Annotated in this window: 11 protein-coding genes; 2 read left to right on the forward strand and 9 right to left on the reverse strand. The window is 71.1% G+C overall.

The annotated features are described in order from the left end of the window. Nucleotides 1-155 precede the first annotated feature (155 nt). The 3 genes from AB0912_RS04715 to nrdR all read right to left on the reverse strand — a co-directional run bounded on the left by AB0912_RS04715 (nt 156) and on the right by nrdR (nt 4,638). Nucleotides 156-854 (reverse strand): DUF6215 domain-containing protein, encoded by a 699-nt coding sequence (locus AB0912_RS04715; protein WP_366696478.1) that lies wholly within the window; start codon nt 852-854, stop codon nt 156-158. A gap of 177 nt (nt 855-1,031) precedes the next feature. Beyond that, on the reverse strand, nt 1,032-3,932 hold the full coding sequence (locus AB0912_RS04720; protein ID WP_366696479.1) for a vitamin B12-dependent ribonucleotide reductase: 2,901 nt from the start codon (nt 3,930-3,932) through the stop codon (nt 1,032-1,034). A gap of 154 nt (nt 3,933-4,086) precedes the next feature. Further along, entirely contained in the window at nt 4,087-4,638 is a 552-nt protein-coding gene (gene nrdR, locus AB0912_RS04725) for a transcriptional regulator NrdR (RefSeq protein ID WP_366696480.1), read from the reverse strand. Between the two features lie 518 nt (nt 4,639-5,156). On the opposite strand from nrdR, the gene lexA reads away from it, so the two are divergent. Further along, nucleotides 5,157-5,933: a transcriptional repressor LexA gene (gene lexA / locus AB0912_RS04730; RefSeq protein ID WP_366696481.1), complete on the forward strand. Its 777-nt coding sequence runs from the start codon at nt 5,157-5,159 to the stop codon at nt 5,931-5,933. Between the two features lie 269 nt (nt 5,934-6,202). Here the strand turns inward: lexA and AB0912_RS04735 are convergent, their stop codons facing one another. From AB0912_RS04735 to AB0912_RS04750, 4 genes are all read right to left on the reverse strand, one after another. Continuing rightward, a complete protein-coding gene (locus AB0912_RS04735) occupies nt 6,203-8,299 on the reverse strand; it encodes an ATP-dependent DNA helicase (protein WP_366696482.1) in 2,097 nt (698 codons plus the stop codon). A gap of 293 nt (nt 8,300-8,592) precedes the next feature. Then, nucleotides 8,593-9,381 (reverse strand): GNAT family N-acetyltransferase, encoded by a 789-nt coding sequence (locus tag AB0912_RS04740; protein WP_366696483.1) that lies wholly within the window; start codon nt 9,379-9,381, stop codon nt 8,593-8,595. Between the two features lie 36 nt (nt 9,382-9,417). Then, nucleotides 9,418-11,508 carry an IucA/IucC family protein gene (locus AB0912_RS04745; RefSeq protein WP_366696484.1) on the reverse strand — a complete coding sequence of 697 codons (2,091 nt, stop codon included), beginning with the start codon at nt 11,506-11,508 and terminating at the stop codon, nt 9,418-9,420. Nucleotides 11,509-11,746: 238 nt separating this feature from the next. Continuing rightward, nucleotides 11,747-13,195 (reverse strand): diaminobutyrate--2-oxoglutarate transaminase family protein, encoded by a 1,449-nt coding sequence (locus tag AB0912_RS04750; RefSeq protein ID WP_366696485.1) that lies wholly within the window; start codon nt 13,193-13,195, stop codon nt 11,747-11,749. 612 nt (nt 13,196-13,807) lie between these two features. On the opposite strand from AB0912_RS04750, the gene AB0912_RS04755 reads away from it, so the two are divergent. Beyond that, the gene (locus AB0912_RS04755) at nt 13,808-15,037 is read left to right on the forward strand and encodes a hypothetical protein (protein ID WP_366696486.1); all 1,230 of its coding nucleotides are present in this window, start codon (nt 13,808-13,810) and stop codon (nt 15,035-15,037) included. A 139-nt stretch (nt 15,038-15,176) separates the two neighbouring features. Here AB0912_RS04755 and hflX read toward each other — a convergent pair whose 3' ends face one another. Beyond that, on the reverse strand, nt 15,177-16,673 hold the full coding sequence (gene hflX, locus AB0912_RS04760) for a GTPase HflX (protein WP_366696487.1): 1,497 nt from the start codon (nt 16,671-16,673) through the stop codon (nt 15,177-15,179). Between the two features lie 508 nt (nt 16,674-17,181). Next, nucleotides 17,182-18,744: a M1 family metallopeptidase gene (locus tag AB0912_RS04765; protein WP_366696488.1), complete on the reverse strand. Its 1,563-nt coding sequence runs from the start codon at nt 18,742-18,744 to the stop codon at nt 17,182-17,184. Nucleotides 18,745-18,771 lie beyond the last annotated feature (27 nt).

The following is an 18,771-nucleotide window of genomic DNA, read 5'->3' on the forward strand; positions in this document are numbered from 1 at the left end:
TGTCTCAGGATGCCTGAGGGGGCGCCGCCCGACGGCGGGAGCGGAAGGGAGCCGTGTCGGGCCCGCACTCTCACGTCACGGGCCCTACCGCACCGCCTCTTGAGCCCCTCGTCCCCCACCTCGGGGAACCGGTCAGGCGGCTCACTCGGCCGGGCTCAGCCGGCGGTCCTGCCCGCGGTCCAGCCCGGGACCGTCGGCAGGACGGCCTCGGCGACCCGGAAGAGCGCGGCGTCGTCGGGCGGGACGTCGTCCTGGCGCCAGATGACGACCTGGTAGGAACCGCCGCCGTCCTTGGGGTCCTTGGCGATCATCAGACTGCGGGCGACTCCGCCGGGTCCGGTGTCGGCCTTGCGGCCGGGGCCGAAGGTGATGGCGATGGTCCGGTCCGAGTAGAGGACCGCCGGGTGGCCGAGGACCTCGCGCGGCTCCGCCGACCGTCCCAGCAAACCGCTCATCTCCCCGACCGAGAACGTGTCGTAGGAGGTCGAGAGCTTCACGGAGTAGCTCGCAAGCGTGACCTCCGCCTCGGGGGAGGCGAACTTGCCGTCACCCGCGACGGTGACCCAGCCCCCGCCGGCCGAGGCGCTCGCCGCCTGCTCGTCGGGCGTCCCGAGCAGGGTCGGCAGGTCCGGTCGGTTCAGCGCCGTACAGAGCTGCGTCCCGGAGACGTACTTCGCCGGCAGCCTGTGGTCCTCTTTCGAACAGGTCGCCGGCTCGGCCACGGCCTGGTTCTGCGGAAGGACATGCGCCAGCACGGTGATGCACGCCGCCACCAGCCCCACCATCAGGACCGCGGCGACGGCCTGGCCTCCCGCGCTCATGGTCTTGTCCGATGCAGCCGCACTCTCGGCCATGTCCCCCGCGCCCCCTGACGCTCCCCGATGCGCCCCGTGCGCTGAGGGAGCGTATCCGGTGATCGTTTCGCGGGGAACCCGATTTCCGCCCCTGCCTCAGAACGCCGCAGGGCGGTGCAGCCGTCTCCCGGCTCCACCGCCCTGACCTGCCGGTACGCGCCCGCTGGGCGCGCGGCGTCAGCTACAGCCGCTGGTCGAGCCGCAGCCCTCGCAGATGTAGCAGGAGCCGGCTCGCTGCATCTTCGTGCCGCAGGAGAAGCAGAGCGGGGCGTCGGCCTGGATGCCGAGCTGCATCTCCACGAGTTCGGCGCTGGTGTGCGCCTCCTTCGGGGCGGGGACGGCCACCGCCGCCTCGGCCTTCGGGGTGGCGACGGCCTTCAGCTCCTGGGCGCGCGGCGCCGACTGGGCCAGGCCCTCGACGTCGACGTCGTCGTCCTCGGAGTTCTCGTAGGAGCCCGTCTCCAGGTGACGCTGGCGCTCCTCGGCGGAGTGGATGCCAAGGGCGGAACGCGTCTCGAAGGGCAGGAAGTCGAGCGCCAGGCGACGGAAGATGTAGTCGACGATCGACTGCGCCATCCGCACGTCCGGGTCGTCCGTCATACCGGCCGGCTCGAAGCGCATGTTGGTGAACTTCGAGACGTACGTCTCCAGGGGCACGCCGTACTGGAGGCCGACCGAGACGGCGATCGAGAAGGCGTCCATCATGCCGGCGAGGGTCGAGCCCTGCTTCGACATCTTCAGGAAGACCTCGCCGAGACCGTCGTCCGGGTAGGAGTTGGCGGTCATGTAGCCCTCGGCGCCGCCCACCGTGAAGGAGGTGGTGATGCCGGGACGGCCCTTGGGGAGGCGCTTGCGGACCGGGCGGTACTCGATGACCTTCTCGACCGCGGTGCGGATGGTGTCCTCCGCCTTGGCGGTGACCTCCTCCTTCTCCTTCTCCTTGGTCTTCGCGGAGAGGGGCTGGCCGACCTTGCAGTTGTCGCGGTAGATGGCGAGCGCCTTGACGCCCATCTTCCAGGCCTCGAAGTAGACCTCTTCGACGTCCTCGACGGTCGCCGTCTCCGGCAGGTTGACCGTCTTGGACAGGGCGCCGGAGATCCACGGCTGGATCGCGGCCATCATGCGGACGTGGCCCATCGCGGAGATGGAACGCTCGCCCATGGCGCAGTCGAAGACCTCGTAGTGCTCGTGCTTGAGGCCGGGGGCGTCGATGACATTGCCGTGCTCGGCGATGTGGGCGACGATCGCCTCGATCTGCTCCTCCTGGTAGCCCAGGCGGCGCAGGGCCTGCGGGACGGTGCCGTTGACGATCTGCATCGAGCCGCCGCCGACCAGCTTCTTGAACTTGACCAGCGCGAGGTCGGGCTCAAGACCGGTGGTGTCGCAGGACATAGCGAGACCGATGGTGCCGGTCGGGGCGATGACCGAGGCCTGCGCGTTGCGGAAGCCGTTCTTCGCGCCGAGGCGCACCACGTCCTGCCAGGCCTCCGTGGCGGCGGCCCAGATCGGCGAGTCCAGGTCGTCCACGCGGACGGCCGTGCTGTTGGCGTCGGCGTGCTGCTTCATGACCCGCTGGTGCGGCTGCGCGTTGCGGGCGTAGCCGTCGTACGGGCCGACGACCGCGGCGAGTTCGGCGGAACGCTTGTACGACGTGCCCGTCATCAGTGAGGTGATGGCGCCGGCGAGCGCGCGGCCGCCGTCGGAGTCGTAGGCGTGGCCGGTCGCCATCAGCAGGGCGCCGAGGTTGGCGTAGCCGATGCCGAGCTGGCGGAAGGCGCGGGTGTTCTCGCCGATCTTCTGGGTCGGGAAGTCCGCGAAGCAGATCGAGATGTCCATCGCGGTGATGACCAGCTCGACGACCTTGGTGAAGCGCTCGATCTCGAAGGACTGGCGGCCCTTGCCGTCGTCCTTGAGGAACTTCATCAGATTCAGGGAGGCGAGGTTGCAGGACGTGTTGTCCAGGTGCATGTACTCGCTGCACGGGTTCGAGCCGTTGATCCGGCCGGACTCCGGGCACGTGTGCCAGTTGTTGATCGTGTCGTCGTACTGGATGCCCGGGTCGGCGCAGGCCCAGGCCGCCTCGGCCATCTTGCGGAAGAGCGACTTGGCGTCGACCTCCTCGATGACCTCGCCGGTCATGCGCGAGGTGAGACCGAACTTGCCGCCGGCCTCGACCGCCCGCATGAACGTGTCGTTGACCCGGACCGAGTTGTTGGCGTTCTGGTACTGGACGGACGTGATGTCGTCGCCGCCCAGGTCCATGTCGAAGCCCGCGTCACGCAGCGCGCGGATCTTCTCCTCTTCCTTCACCTTGGTCTGGATGAAGTCCTCGATGTCGGGGTGGTCGACGTCGAGAATGACCATCTTGGCGGCACGGCGGGTGGCGCCGCCCGACTTGATCGTGCCGGCGGAGGCGTCGGCACCGCGCATGAAGGAGACGGGACCCGAGGCGTTGCCGCCGGAGGAGAGCAGTTCCTTGGAGGAGCGGATGCGCGACAGGTTCAGGCCGGCGCCGGAGCCGCCCTTGAAGATCATGCCCTCTTCCTTGTACCAGTCGAGGATCGACTCCATGGAGTCGTCGACGGACAGGATGAAGCAGGCGGAGACCTGCTGGGGCTGCGGCGTACCGACGTTGAACCAGACAGGGCTGTTGAAGCTGAAGATCTGGTGCATGAGGGCGTAGGCCAGCTCGTGCTCGAAGATCTCCGCGTCGGCGGGAGAGGCGAAGTACTTGTGGTCCTCGCCGGCCTTCCGGTACGTCTTCACGATGCGGTCGATGAGCTGCTTGAGGCTCACCTCGCGCTGCGGCGTTCCGACCGCGCCCCGGAAGTACTTGCTGGTGACGATGTTGACCGCGTTCACCGACCAGAAGCCGGGGAACTCGACGCCACGCTGCTCGAAGTTGACCGAGCCGTCGCGCCAGTTGGTCATGACGACGTCCCGGCGCTCCCACTCCACCTCGTCATACGGGTGCACGCCGGGAGTGGTGTGGATGCGCTCGATGTGCAGTCCCTTGGTGGCCTTGGCCCCGCTCTTGGTGCGGGAACCTCGTGCCGGACCGCTCGCCGTCTCTGTCATGCCGCCTCCCTGTATCAGGCTAAAACGCCCTGAAAGGCCACGATCTTCCCGTGGCGCGATGTGTTTCTGGTGCCGCGTGCCGCTGGGCACGGCAGGTCGCGGCAGGTCTGTGTGCGTCACCTGACGGAGGGGGGCCGGGTGCTCCGGCCCGCGGTCAGTCGGCGGCGGTGGCGGGCACGGGAACCTCGGCGGTTCCTCCGTGCCCGTGGTCGTTCCGGTCGCGCGTCCCGGCCGGGTCGTCGTCGTCCGCGGCGGTGCGCTGTGCCACTTCGCGAAGCTCCGCGATGGCGGCTTCGAAGTCGTCGAGCGAGTTGAAGGCGCGGTACACCGAGGCGAACCGCATATAGGCCACGAGGTCGAGTTCCTGGAGGGGTCCGAGTATGGCCAGTCCCACGTCGTGGGTGGTCAGTTCGGCGCTCCCGGTGGCACGCACGGCTTCCTCGACGCGCTGGCCGAGCTGGGCGAGCGCGTCCTCGGTGACCGGCCGACCCTGGCACGCCTTGCGGACGCCGTTGATGACCTTGGTGCGACTGAAGGGCTCGGTCACTCCGGACCGCTTCACCACCATCAGCGAGCACGTCTCCACGGTCGTGAAACGACGGGAGCAGTCGGGACACTGGCGGCGCCTGCGGATCGACGTGCCGTCATCGGTCGTACGACTGTCGACGACGCGGCTGTCGGGGTGCCTGCAGAAGGGGCAGTGCATGGCTCCAACCCTCCTTCACAGCACGGCTCATAGACCTCTCGGGACCTCCTGGGCCCCACGAAGCAGCCTCAAGCATAGGCGATGTCCGAGGGCCCGGAGACCGGGGGACCACAACTTCTGGGCTGCTGTCGCAATCCAACCACTAGATGTGGGGCCTGACGCGTCAAGTCGCCCTATCCCCGCGTGTCGCGTACGTAAGGGCATGTGCCGCGCAGGCATACCCATCCCGGACACGCGGGGATAGCGTGGTCGGCGCACGGAAGGGGAGCCGGTTCCCGGCCGGTCGGCCGGGGGATGGCAGACTGGGCCCCGGCCCACGTCAGCGGGGACGGCCACCGCCTCCGGCGGTGAAGAGTACAGCAATGCATGCTTTTGTCCGTCCGGCGCGTCGCCAGCAATACACCCAGACACATGATCGCGTCAGACAAACCGCGGTTTTTCACTCGAACGTGTGTTTGGCGCAACCTTTCGAAAGCAACTACCGTTGTCCAGCAGGGAGACCATCGAGAGGGGCCGACGTGACCACCACCGCAGACAGCGCCACCATCACTGCCCAGGAGCGCTCCCAGGGCCGACTCGAGCCGGTGCATGCGATGAACGAATCCGCGAATCATGAGGGGCCCAAGCGCTCCCTGCCTGGCCGACCTCCAGGCATCCGGGCCGACAGCTCGGGACTCACGGACCGGCAGCGCCGGGTGATCGAGGTGATCCGCGACTCCGTGCAGCGGCGCGGCTACCCGCCGTCGATGCGGGAGATCGGGCAGGCCGTCGGCCTTTCCAGCACCTCCTCGGTCGCGCATCAGCTCATGGCACTGGAGCGCAAGGGTTTCCTGCGCCGGGACCCGCACCGCCCGCGCGCGTACGAGGTGCGGGGCTCCGACCAGTCGTCGGTGCAGCCGACGGACACGGCGGGCAAGCCGGCCGCGTCCTACGTGCCGCTCGTCGGCCGGATCGCCGCCGGTGGCCCGATCCTCGCCGAGGAGTCGGTCGAGGACGTCTTCCCCCTCCCCCGCCAGCTCGTCGGCGACGGTGAGCTGTTCGTCCTGAAGGTCGTCGGCGACTCGATGATCGAGGCCGCCATCTGCGACGGGGACTGGGTGACGGTCCGCCGCCAGCCGGTCGCGGAGAACGGCGACATCGTCGCCGCGATGCTGGACGGCGAGGCCACGGTGAAGCGCTTCAAGCGGGAGGACGGCCACGTGTGGCTGCTGCCGCACAACTCCGCGTACCAGCCGATCCCCGGCGACGAGGCGACCATTCTCGGCAAGGTCGTCGCCGTGCTGCGCCGGGTGTGAGACCGCGGGGGTGCGTCACGGCCCCCGCCCCTGACCGGGCCCCGGAACCAACTGCGCCGGTTCCGGGGTCCCGTGCGTTCTACGGGGCTGCACGGCGGCTGGCGGCTGGCGGCTGGGCCTTGTCTACGGGACTCCCGGATGTCTACGGGGAGCCCTGATACGAAAGACGCGACGACTCACACCTCCGACGGCCGCTCAGCTCACCGGGCGGCCGAACTCCCAGGCACCGTTCGCTCGCTGACCTGCCCGCCCCGCGCCCCAGGGCAGCCTTACGCGTCGCCCGACACCTCCAGGGCCTCATCCCCGGCCTCCACGGACTCCGGCGGCTCCTCGGCTTCTGCGGTGCCCGTCTCCTGCGTCCCCGCCGCGGCCTCCCGCGCCGCCGCGGCCCGCACGGCCTCGGTCTCCTTCGCCTTCTCGTCGATCGCGGCGAGGGAGCGGCGGACCTGGTTGCGGTCCGTCGTGTACCAGAAATCGGGCAGCGAGGCCTTCAGATAGCTGCCGTAGCGGGCGGTGGCCAGGCGCTGGTCCAGGACCGCGACCACACCCCGGTCACCGGACGCCCGTACGAGACGGCCGGCACCCTGCGCCATCAGGAGCGCGGCGTGCGTGGCGGCGACGGCCATGAAGCCATTGCCTCCGTTGTCCTCGACCGCCTTCTGGCGGGCGCTCATCAGCGGATCGTCGGGGCGCGGGAACGGGATCTTGTCCATGACGACGAGCTGGCAGCTCGTGCCCGGCACGTCCACGCCCTGCCAGAGGGACAGCGTGCCGAAGAGGCAGGTTTTCGGGTCCGCCGCGAAGTTCTTGATCAGCTCGCCGAGCGTCTCCTCGCCCTGGAGCAGGATCGGGTACTCGGGGATGCGCGAGCGCAGCTCCTCGGCGGCGAGCTGGGCCGCGCGCATCGAGGAGAACAGGCCGAGCGTGCGCCCGCCGGCGGCCTGGATCAGCTCGGTCAGCTCGTCCAGCATGTCGCCGCGGTCGGCGTCCCGGGCGGGGCGGGAGAGGTGCTTGGCGACGTAAAGGATGCCCTGCCGCGGGTAGTCGAAGGGGGAGCCGACGTCGACGCCCTTCCACTGGGGGACGTCATCGCCGGTGGTGCCTTCGGGTGCGAGGCCCAGTGAGGCGCCCACTCCGTTGAAGTCGCCGCCGAGCTTGAGCGTCGCGGAAGTGAGAACGACGGAGCGGTCGGTGAAAAGCTTCTCGCGCAGGAGGCCCGACACGTTCATCGGCGCCACGCGGAGGGAGGCGCCGAAGCGGTCGTGCCGCTCGTACCAGACGACGTCCCATTCGGAGCCGTTCGTGATGCGCTCCGCCACGTCGTGCACCGACTCTACGGAGGCCAGGGCCTGCTTGCGTACGGCGTCCTCGTCCTGGACGGACTTGTCGCGGGTGGCGCCGATAGCGGAGATCACCTGGCGGGCGGCGTCCCGGAGCGCCATCAGCGCGTACCCGAGGTCTTCGGGGATCTCTTCCAGGCGGCCGGGCAGGGCCAGCTCCATCAGGCGCTCGAAGCCCTCGGCCGCGGTCTGGAGCTGGTCGGCCACCTTCTCGTTGACGAGTTTCGCGGAGCGGCGGACGGCGCGGTTGACCTGGCCGGGGGTGAGTTCGCCGGTGGCGACGCCGGTCACGCGGGAGACCAGCTCGTGGGCCTCGTCGACGATCAGCACCTCGTGCTGCGGGAGGACCGGCGCGCCCTCGATGGCGTCGATCGCGAGCAGGGCGTGGTTGGTGACGACGACGTCGGCGAGCTTGGCACGCTCGCGGGCGGCCTCGGCGAAGCACTCCGCTCCGTAGGCGCATTTGGTGGCGCCGAGGCACTCGCGGGACGACACCGAGATCTGGCCCCAGGCCCGGTCGGAGACTCCGGGGGTGAGGTCGTCACGGTCGCCGGTCTCGGTCTCGTCCGACCAGTCGCGCAGCCGCAGCAGGTCCTGTCCCAGCTTGCTGGTGGGTGCGGCCGCCTCGAACTGGTCGAAGAGTCCCTCGTCCTCGTCCTGCGGCATGCCCTCGTGCAGACGGTGAAGGCACAGATAGTTCGACCGGCCCTTCAGCATGGCGAACTGGGGGCGGCGGCGCAGGAGCGGATGCAGTGCGTCGACCGTGCGCGGCAGGTCACGCTCCACGAGCTGCCGCTGGAGCGCCAGGGTGGCGGTGGCCACGACCACCCGCTCCCCGTGGGCGAGCGCGGGGACCAGATAGCCGAGGGACTTTCCGGTGCCGGTGCCCGCCTGGACCAGCAGGTGGGAGCTGTCGTCGATGGCACCCGCGACGGCTTCGGCCATGGTCACCTGGCCGGGGCGCTCCGTGCCGCCGACGGCAGTGACGGCGGCATGCAGGAGTTCGGGGAGTGAGGGCTTCGTCATAGCGGTGCCAGCCTACGGGGCGCCACCGACAACCGGGCGATCAAGGCCGGGCGCGGAGGCGCGATCAGGACGGGGGTGGATGAGGCGGAGGGAGTGGTCGCGGAGGGTGATGGAAGGAGACCGCGCGCCTGCGCAAGACGGGAATCTCTCGGCTGGGAACCCGAACGGGCTGAGCGGTGTACCAAGAGTGACGGTCCACGGCGGATCGGTCACAGCAGACCGGCCACGGCGGGTCTGTCACGGCGGGTCTGTCACGGCAGATCTGTCACAGCAGGCCGGTCACAACAGGCCGGTCACAACAGAGCGCGTAGGCCCCGCTCGCGGACCATGAGGGCGGCCCGTTTGTCGGGCAGGTCGACCTCGGCGGAGTAGCGGAAGCCGGCGCTCAGGAAGGCGGAGACGGATGGTGTGTTGCGCAGGTCGGGTTCGGCGACGACGCGGGCGCAGGCGGGGCGCCTGTCGAGGATGTGGTCGGCGACGGCTCGGAGCAGAGCGGTGCCGAGCCCCCGTCCACGATCGGCGACGGTGCCGATGAGGAGGTGGATGCCGGTGTCGTGGGGCCGGGCCGGGTAGTGGCGTGCCAGGGGGTCGAGGTCGGCGCGGTAGATCTCCCAGTAGCTCATCGGGATGCCGTCCAGCACGCCGAGGCAAGGCACGCTCCGTCCGTCTCCGTCCGTCTGCGGCCGCAGATGCTTCTCGACGACCGACTCGTGCCCCGCGAGTTCCCAGAAGGCGGCGACGGCGGGGTCGTTCATCCAGCGCGAGACGAGGGGCACGTCCCGTTCGGTTCGCACGGGGACGAGCTGGAAGACGCCGGCGGTGGTGGTGACCGGGCCCCAGTCGCCGACGCCGTCGAGCAGATCGCCCGCGTTCCCGGTCGTCCCACCTGTCTGCTCCGGTCCGGCGGTGAACAGGGCGATCAGTTCGTCCGGAAGTCGCAGGTCGAGGGTGTCCTCGCAGTCCGTGGCGGCGCCCGGATCCGTGCCGGCGCGTGTGCGAGCACCGGCGGCCCGGGCGGATACGGGAGCGGTCTGGGCGGCGAGGGCGGTGTCGGCGTCGGTGCTCGCGTCGGTGGGAAGCACGAGGCTCCTCTCAGGAGACGGGGTGGGTCATGTTCCTCAGGAATGACAGGAATGAAGGGGGTTGGAGATGGTGACGTAGACGGACTGGGTGTCGACGGGACCGACGAGTTCGTCGAGGCCGTGCAGCCGGGTCAGCAGATTGGCCTTGCAGCGCAGGACGGGCGAGTCGAGCAGCAGGGCGGGCAGCGGTGTGCGCAGCCGGGCCGGGCCGGTGGCGACGTCCGTGAGGAAGCGGCGGAAGGCGGCGATCAACAGCCGTTCGTCGGCGAGGCGTTGGGAGCCGAGGGCGCCGATGAGTCCGAGGACGTTGTTGATGGCGAGGTAGTAGGCGAAGCGTTCGTCGGTGACCTCGTCGGAGACGAAGGTGTCGCTGTGCTCGCCGATGCCGGGGAGCCGGGCGTCGAGGTCCGCGTGGCGGGAGGCGCGGAAGTAGTAGCCCTGGTTGTCGCGGTAGCGGCCTCCGGTGGGCCAGCCCTCCGCGTCCAGCAGGACCAGGGTGTTCTGCTGGTGCGCTTCCAGGGCGATGCCGGCCTCGCTGTCGAACCAGAGGATGGGGCGGACGACGTGTTCGAGATAGCGCAGGAACCACTCGGCGGCTACGGCGCCACGGGAACGCCCGGTGCGCGCGGCGAGCCCGATGACGAGTTCGGTGAGCCGGGAGCGCATGACGGGGCGCCCGTCGGCCGAGTGGCGCGGACGCGGCGAGACCAGTCCCGCGACGCAGCCGGCGTCGTCCGCCGGGCCGAAGGGGTTGTGCCGGATCATCACGTCGAGCCCCGGTACGGGGTTGCCGTCCGGGCCGTCGACCGCGAGCCAGGCCGGGTCCCGGACGATGTCGAAGCCCGGGTGGGCGGCCTGCCACTCCTCGAACAGGCCGCTGCGCAGCAGCCGGTGGACCTCGACACCCCGGTGGAGTTCCTTGCGGAGGTTCTCGCGGCGGGAGTTGGTGATGCGCAGGCCCAGCGACAGCTTCAGCATCGCGGGGGCGCCTGAGCGGTGCACGGTGCGGACGGAGGAGGTGGGGTGCCATGCGCCGCCGAGCGGGCCGAGGTCCCGGAGGAGTCCGGCGTCCAGCAGCGCGGCGGTCTCCGTGCGGTGCTTCAGCTCGCGCATCTGCCAGGGGTGCAGGGGCAGCGCGGCGGCGTATCCGTCGGGCAGCGCCAGGTCGGCGCCGGCCAGCCGCGTCGCCAACTGCGCCGCGCTCACGGGCCGGCCGCGCTCCGTCCACGCCGAGTCGGTGGCGAGCACCGAGGGGGCTACGGCCATCCAGTGCAGTGGAAACGCTCCGCGCAACTCGGGTGAGTAGAGCCGCCCTTCGGCGTCGGAGAGGCCTTCGCGCCCTTTCGGGGTCGGGTGCAGCGGATGCCCGAGGAGGAGCGCCTGCTCGGCGGCGAGGAAGCGGTCGGGGCCGTCGACGGGGCGTTCCCGCCGGTCGGCGATGAAGATGGCGGTGCGCCGCACGGAGTCGGCGACGCGTCCGACGAGGTCGGCGCCGTTCCCGGCGGGGGTGCCGGTGTCCGGCGTGTGGTCCGGTCGGTGCTGCGGTGAGGGTGCCGCCGCTGGAGCAGCGGGGGGCTGGACGCCCGTGACCGCGGCAGGGGCCTGCCCGCAGACGGGGGCGGGGGCAGCAGGGGCCTGTGCGGAGACGACAGGAGGGGTAGCCGGCGCCTGCGTGGGCGCGGCGGCACAGGCAGCCGGTGTCGTGGTTGAGGCGACCTCAGGGGTAGCTGTGACTCGCGTGGCAGCGACCGTAGGGACCCCCGGGGGCGGCAGGGGCGTGGCGGTTTCTCGGGAGAGGAGTGCCGCCACGGTGACCGCGTCGGCCGGGGGTGCGCCCTCGGGGGCGTAGGCGAGGTGGGGGAGGCCGAAGCGGTGCCAGCCGGTGGCGGACCAGTAGTGGACGGGGACGAGCAGGATCGCGCCGCTGGCCGGGAGCGGGATGCGGAGTGTGCCGTGGTCCGGGGCGGGGAGGTTGTTCTCCCGTACCCAGCAGCGCAGCAGGTTCTCGACCGCCGCTGCCTGGGCGGCGGTTCCCGCGTCGGGGTGCTCCAGGGGATCGACGGTGGCCCCGCGCAGCCACTCCGGCTCCCGGCGGCCCGCCGTCTGCCGGGGAACCGATTCCGCCACGGAGCGTTGCAAGCTGGGTTCCCCAGCTGCTCGCTCGTGTGTGCGGGGGCGGTGTTCGGGTGCGGGGATGGTGTTCACGGGCTTTCCTTGTAAGTCGTTCGGGTGGGACGCGGCGACGAACCGGGGCCGAGGCGTCCGCCGGGCAGGTGACGGCTCCGAACCGTGACCTGCCCGGCGGACGCTCACGGCCCGTCATCGGCGACGGCTCCGGGCTGTCTCCGGAAACGGCTGCGGACCGTCACCCGGGGCGGTCTGTGCCCCGCGTTGCGTCTCGGCCGGGGCGCAGGCCTTCGCGGGCCACCGCCCGCACGGCGTCCGCGAGCCGGTCGAGGACGGCGGTCGTCTGTTCGTCGCTGATCGTCAGCGGGGGCAGCAGGCGGACGACGCTCGCCCGGCGACCGCCCAGTTCCACGATCAGGCCCCGGCGAAGGCACTCCCGCTGGACGGCGGCGGCGAGTTCGGGAGAGGCGGGGTGAGGTCCGTCCGGTACGGCGGGGCGCGGTCCGTCCGTTACGGCGGGGCGGGGTGCGTCCGCTGGGGTGGACGGGGATGCTTCCGGGTCGACGCATTCGAGGCCGATCATGAGGCCTCGGCCGCGGACGTCCCCGATGACCGGGAACTCGGCGGCGAGTGAGCGGAGTTCGGAGAGCATGCGGGCGCCGACGGTCGCCGCGCGGTCGGCGAGGCCGTTCTCGCGGACGTACGCGAGGGTGGCGGTGCCGGCGGCCATGGCGAGCTGGTTGCCGCGGAAGGTGCCGGCGTGGGCGCCGGGTTGCCAGACGTCGAGGTCGTCGCGGTAGACGACGACGGCGAGGGGCAGGCTGCCGCCGATGGCCTTGGACAAGACCATCACGTCGGGGGTGATCCCGCTGTGTTCGACCGCCCAGAAGGCGCCGGTCCGGCCCACCCCCGTCTGGACCTCGTCCGCGATGAGCGGGATGTCCCGGGCCGCCGTGATCTCCCGCATCCGGCGCGTCCAGTCGTCCGGCGCCGGGATCACGCCGCCCTCCCCCTGGACGGGTTCGAGGATCATCCCGGCCGGGAGCGGCACCCCCGACTTCGTGTCGTCGAGGACAGACTCGGTCCAGCGGGCGGCGAGTTCGGCGCCCCGCTCGCCGCCGACGCCGAACGGGCAGCGGTAGTCCTGCGGATAGGGCAGGCGCGCGACCCGTACGTCCGTCGCGCCGCCGGACGCTTCGAGCGCCCCCGCCGTCATGCCGTGGTAGGCGCCGGTGAAGGCGAGGAGGCCGCTGCGCCCGGTGGCGGCGCGCACCAGCTTGAACGCGGCCTCCACGGCGTCCGTGCCGGCCGGACCGCAGAACTGGATGCGTGCCCGCTCCGCGAAGCGCGGGGGAAGCGTGCGGAACAGCTCGGTGGTGAAGGCGTCCTTGACCGGGGTGGCCAGGTCGAGGACATGGAGCGGGGCGCCCGAGTCGAGGACCTTCCTGATCGCTTCCAGGACGACGGGGTGGTTGTGTCCGAGCGCGAGCGTCCCGGCTCCGGAGAGGCAGTCGAGGTAGCGGCGGCCGTCGGCGCCCTCGATGGTCAGGCCGCGTGCCCGTACGGGCACGATGGGCAGGGCGCGCGCGTAGGTGCGTGCGGCGGACTCACGCGCCGACTGGCGTCGCAGGATCCCCTCGTGTGCCGCGCGCGCCCCCTCGGCCGCTCCGCCCGCACCACAAGGCACCGCGAAATCAGGGCGAATACCCGCAGAATGACCGAGGGTCTCCGTAAGCCCGCCCCCGGTCCTCGCGGAATCACCCCCGGCTCCCGCAAGCCCGCCCACGGTTCCCGCAGCGTCACCACCGGCGTCCGGAGAATCGCCGTCGGTCATCGCGGCAGCGGCGCTCCGCGCGGCTTGGGGTTCTCCGGGGGCCTCGGACGGCACCACCGCTGACTCGGTCACGGCCACGACTTCCGGTCCTCCCGCTGTCCTGAGGCGAGTTGGCGAGGGGTTCTGAACGCAGGCCTCAGACCCCCCGTACGTATCAACGACGCGGCGGGCGTTGGGAAGCGGGCGGATCGAAGATCCTTGCCGTGACGGAACCGTTGCCGTTCTGTCGGAACTCCCCCACAGCGAGCGCATAGTGTGTGGTGCCGTTCAGCGATATCGAACGGTCACCGGTGACGGCCGGTCGGCCGGCACCCGCGGTCCCGTGCGTTCCGTGCGGGTCGTACATGTCGTACGTCCCGCACGTCTCGTACGTCTCGTACGTCTCGTACGTTCCGCACGTCCACGTGGACGGGTTCCGGCCGGTGGTCCCTGACCAGTTCACAGACGCCCAGGGGGAGTTGCAGCATGCGATCCATACGCCCGCCCTTCGCCGCACGCCGAAGGAGGGGCGCGCGCCGCGGAACGTCCCCCGTTCTGGCGGCGGTCGGCCTCACCGCGGTGCTGGCACTGACCGCCACCGCCTGCGGCTCGGGGAACGACAACGCGGACGCGCAGTCCAGCGCCTCCGCCGCCGCGAGCAGTGACGGGAAGATCAAGATCCCGGACGACCTCAAGGACAAGCTCAAAGAGCACGGCTTCGACATCGACAAGTGGAAGAACGGCGCCTGGAAGAACTGGGACCGGGACGACTGGCTCCGCGAGGCCGACGATTTCATCAACCCGATCATCAAGGGCCTGTGGGACCCGGACCGGATGCGCGGAGCCGACGACCCGGACCAGGACAAGGGCGTCGACGACGCCGATCTCACCGGTGATCAGGGGGTGACCGACCCGGAGCCGGCCCCGGTGCAGGCGCGGGCCGTGCAGCCCGCGTACCACGGGGCGGTGCCCGAGGCGGGCAAGGTGTTCTTCGACTCTCCCGAGGGCACGATGGTCTGCTCGGCGACGGTGGTGGCGGACCCGGCGCACCCGGGCAAGTCCAACCTCGTGTGGACGGCCGGCCACTGCGTGCACGCGGGCAAGAAGGGCGGCTGGTACCGCAACATCGCCTTCGTGCCCTCGTACAACGACGCGGGCAAGACGGAGGCACAGCTCCAGAACGCGCCGCGTGAGGAGGTCGCCCCCTACGGCGTCTGGTGGAGCGACTGGGCGCAGACCTCGGACCAGTGGATCGAGCAGGGCGGCTCCACGGGCGGCCAGGGCGCGTCGTACGACTTCGCCGTGCTGCATGTGACGCCGGAGAAGGGCAGCAACGGCAAGTCGCTGGAGGAGACGGTCGGTTCGGCGCTGCCGGTGAACTTCAACGCGCCCGCCGTGACGCAGGTGTCGAGCATCACGGCGACGGGTTATCCCGCCGCGCCGCCGTTCGACGGCCAGCGGATGTTCCAGTGCTCGGACAAGCCGGGGCGGCTGTCGATCGCGCAGGCGGACCCGACGATGTACCGCATCGGCTGCACCATGACCGGCGGTTCCTCGGGCGGCGGCTGGGTGGCCAAGGGCTCGGACGGCAAGCCTGCCCTGGTCTCCAACACCTCGATCGGTCCGGTCAAGTCCGGCTGGCTGGCGGGGCCGCGGCTGGGTCCGGTGGCCAAGGGTGTGTACGACTCGGTGAGCGGGAAGTTCGCCGGCCGATGACGAACGAAGTCCCGCCCCCCTCGGTGAGGGGGGGCGGGACTTCGCGTGTGCGGGACTTCGCATGTCCGCGGCATCCGGAACGTCCGGGACACCCATGACGCGAGCGCCTGAGCGCCTGAGCGCCTGAGCGCCTGAATGTCTAGCGGAGCGCGGGCTCCGCGACGTACGGAGCGAGGTCCGCCGCCAGCTCCTCGTGCACCCGCAGCTTGAGCAGGGTGCCCTCCGCGGTGTGCTCCTCGGAGATCACCTCGCCCTCGGTGTGGGCGCGGGCGACGAGCTTGCCGTGCGTGTACGGCACGAGGGCCTCGATCTCGACCGAGGGCCGCGGCAGTTCGTTGTCGATCAGGGCGAGCAGCTCGGCGATGCCCTGGCCGGTGCGGGCCGAGACCGCGATGGAGCGCTTCTCGATCCGCAGCAGCCGCTGGAGGACCAGCGGGTCCGCCGCGTCCGCCTTGTTGATCACGACGATCTCGGGCACGTTCGTCGCGCCGACGTCCCGGACGACCTCGCGCACGGCGGCGAGCTGCTCCTCCGGGTCGGGGTGCGATCCGTCCACCACGTGCAGGATGAGGTCGGAGTCGCCGACCTCCTCCATGGTGGAGCGGAACGCCTCGACCAGGTGGTGCGGCAGGTGCCGGACGAAGCCGACCGTGTCGGCCAGCGTGTAGAGCCGGCCGCTCGGGGTCTCGGCCCGGCGCACGGTCGGGTCGAGGGTCGCGAACAGCGCGTTCTCCACGAGGACGCCCGCGCCCGTCAGGCGGTTGAGCAGGGACGACTTGCCGGCGTTGGTGTAACCGGCGATGGCTACCGAGGGCACCTTGTTGCGGCGGCGCTCCTGGCGCTTGATGTCGCGGCCGGTCTTCATGTCCGCGATCTCCCGGCGCATCTTCGCCATCTTCTCGCGGATACGACGCCGGTCCGTCTCGATCTTGGTCTCACCGGGACCACGGGTGGCGAGACCGCCGCCCGAGCCGCCGCCCATCTGACGCGACAGCGACTGGCCCCAGCCGCGCAGCCTCGGCAGCATGTACTGCATCTGCGCGAGCGCGACCTGGGCCTTGCCCTCTCGGGACTTGGCGTGCTGGGCGAAGATGTCGAGGATCAGGGCCGTACGGTCGATGACCTTGACCTTGACGACGTCTTCGAGGTGGATGAGCTGGCCGGGGCTCAGCTCGCCGTCGCAGATCACCGTGTCCGCGCCGGTCTCGATGACGATGTCCCGCAGTTCGTTGGCCTTGCCGGAACCGATGTACGTGGCCGCGTCGGGCTTGTCGCGGCGCTGGACGACGCCGTCGAGCACGAGGGCTCCCGCGGTCTCCGCGAGGGCGGCCAGCTCTGCCAGCGAGTTGTCCGCGTCCCGGATGGTTCCCGACGTCCAGACGCCGACGAGGACGACGCGCTCCAGGCGGAGCTGCCGGTACTCGACCTCGGTGACGTCTTCGAGTTCGGTGGAGAGGCCGGCCACGCGGCGCAGGGCCGCGCGCTCGGAGCGGTCGAACTGCTCGCCGTCCCGGTCTCCGTCGATCTCGTGGCTCCAGGCGACGTCCTCTTCCATCAGGGCATCGGCCCGAAGACCTTCGGGGTAGTTCTGCGCGGGGCTCTGCGCGTCCTGGGAAGGGGAAGAAGAGGAGGTCATTGGATCCTTACGTAGCGGGGAGAACGGAAGGCCGACAGATGTCGCCCGTCACAGGGCACAACGTCCGGGGCCGCCGGGAGATTCCCGGTCGCCGCCGGGCCGCCCCCAGGAGGGGGTGCTCCGTCGGCTCGAAGATGGTCGCACGGTACGGGCCGTCTCGTCACGCGACTTATCGCGCACGGCGGCGCACCTGCGGGGTTACCCGCGCGGAGCGCGGTCGGGCTCTCCTGGAGGCGGCCCCGTCACGCGCCGTTGCCCTCCCACGCCGATTCGGTGGCCGCAAGCGAAGCCGGCGCTTGGCCGCACGCGCGCGGGAACCGTCACCCGGCCGCACGCGCGCGGGGACGGTCCGTCACGGGGTGGCGAGAGCCGTGGTGGTCGACTCCCGTCCGCACGCGCGCGTGGACGGTCCTCCATGACGAGGGCGGCCACCTGCCGTTCGGCACTTGGCCGCACGCGCGCGTGGACGGTTGCCGGCCGCGCACGCCCGCCCGCCCGCCCCGGCGTCTCACGCCCCCTTGGGCCCCTGCGGAGCCTCGCTCTTCCAGTCCGGGTGGCCGGGCATCGGCGGTGTCTTCTCTCCGTAGAGCCACGCCTTGAAGAAGCCGCTCAGATCGCGGCCCGCCATGACGGAGGCGAGGTCCACGAAGTCGGCCGTGGAGGCGACGCCGTCGTGGTTGACGGTGACCCAGGTGCGCTCCAGGCGCTCGAAGGCGGGACGGCCGATCTCCTGGCGCAGCGCGTAGAGGGCGAGGGCGGCGCCGTCGTAGACGCTCGGCCGGAAGATGCTGATCTTGTGGCCCGGCCTCGGTTCCTTGGGGGCCGCGGGTGGGCCGCCCGCGGCGCGCCAGGCGTCGGACATGGTGTACGCCGCCTTCATCCGCTTCTCCATGGGCCGGTCCGCCTTCTCCTCGGCGTACAGGGCCTCGTACCAGGTGGCGTGTCCTTCGTTGAGCCACAGGTCGGACCAGGAGCGGGGGCTGACGCTGTCGCCGAACCACTGGTGGGACAGCTCGTGCACCATGATCGACTCGACGTACCACTTCGGGTAGGCGGGCTCGGTGAAGAGGTCCTTCTCGAACAGGGAGAGCGTCTGTGTCTCCAGTTCGAAGCCGGTCTGGGCCTGGGCCATGAGCAGGCCGTACGTCTCGAAGGGGTAGCGCCCGACCTTGCTCTCCATCCAGGCGATCTGGTCGGGGGTCTTGGCGAGCCAGGGTTCGAGTGCCGCGCGGTCCGCCGTGGGGACGACGTCGCGTACGGGCAGGCCGTGCGGTCCCGCGCGGTGCAGCACGCTGGAGCTGCCGATGGAGACCTGGGCCAGCTCAGTGGCCATGGGGTGCCGGGTGCGGTACGACCAGGTGGTGGCGTTCCCGGCCCGGGCGGTGCCCTCCGGCAGACCGTTGGCCACGACCGTGTAGCCGTCGGGCGCGGTGACGTGGAAGGTGAACAGGGCCTTGTCGGAGGGGTGGTCGTTGCACGGGAAGACCAGGTGGGCGGCGTCGGCCTGGTTGGCCATCGCGAGCCCGTCCTTGGTGCGGACCCAGCCGCCGTCCTGGTCCTTGCCGGGCACCGGGTCGCTGGTGTGGCGCACCGTGATGTGCAGCGGGCTCCCGGCGGGCAGTGCCCTGGCCGGGGTCACGACCAGGTCCTCGCCGGCGCTCGCGAAGTCGGCGGGCGCGCCGTTGACCTCGACCGAGCGGACCGTGCCGTGGGCGTAGTCGAGGTTGACGTGCTCCAGCCGGGCGGTCGTCAGGGCGTCGATGGTGGTGACGGCCGTGAGCGGCTTGTCGTTGGCGCCGGGGTAGGTGAAGGCGAGGTCGTACGACGTGACGTCGTAGCCGGGGTTGCCGAGGGTGGGGAAGAGCCGGTCGCCGATGCCGAGGGCGGCGCCCGGGGAGGGGGCGCTCGCGGCGATCAGACAGACGGAGACGGCCGAGGCGAGCAGGGCGGCCTTGACCCGGCGGCTCCTCGGGCGGCGGGGCCCGGTGTCCGGGAGGACGGGGACCGAGTGGGAGGGCCTGGGGGCTACGGCGGACGCGGGGGCGGAGGCGGGGGCGGCTTCGAGCGGCATGGACCACCGCTACCAGCGCGCGCCGGG

Origin of the sequence: Streptomyces sp. NPDC007084, assembly GCF_040703595.1 — a bacterium.
Lineage (GTDB): Bacteria > Actinomycetota > Actinomycetes > Streptomycetales > Streptomycetaceae > Streptomyces.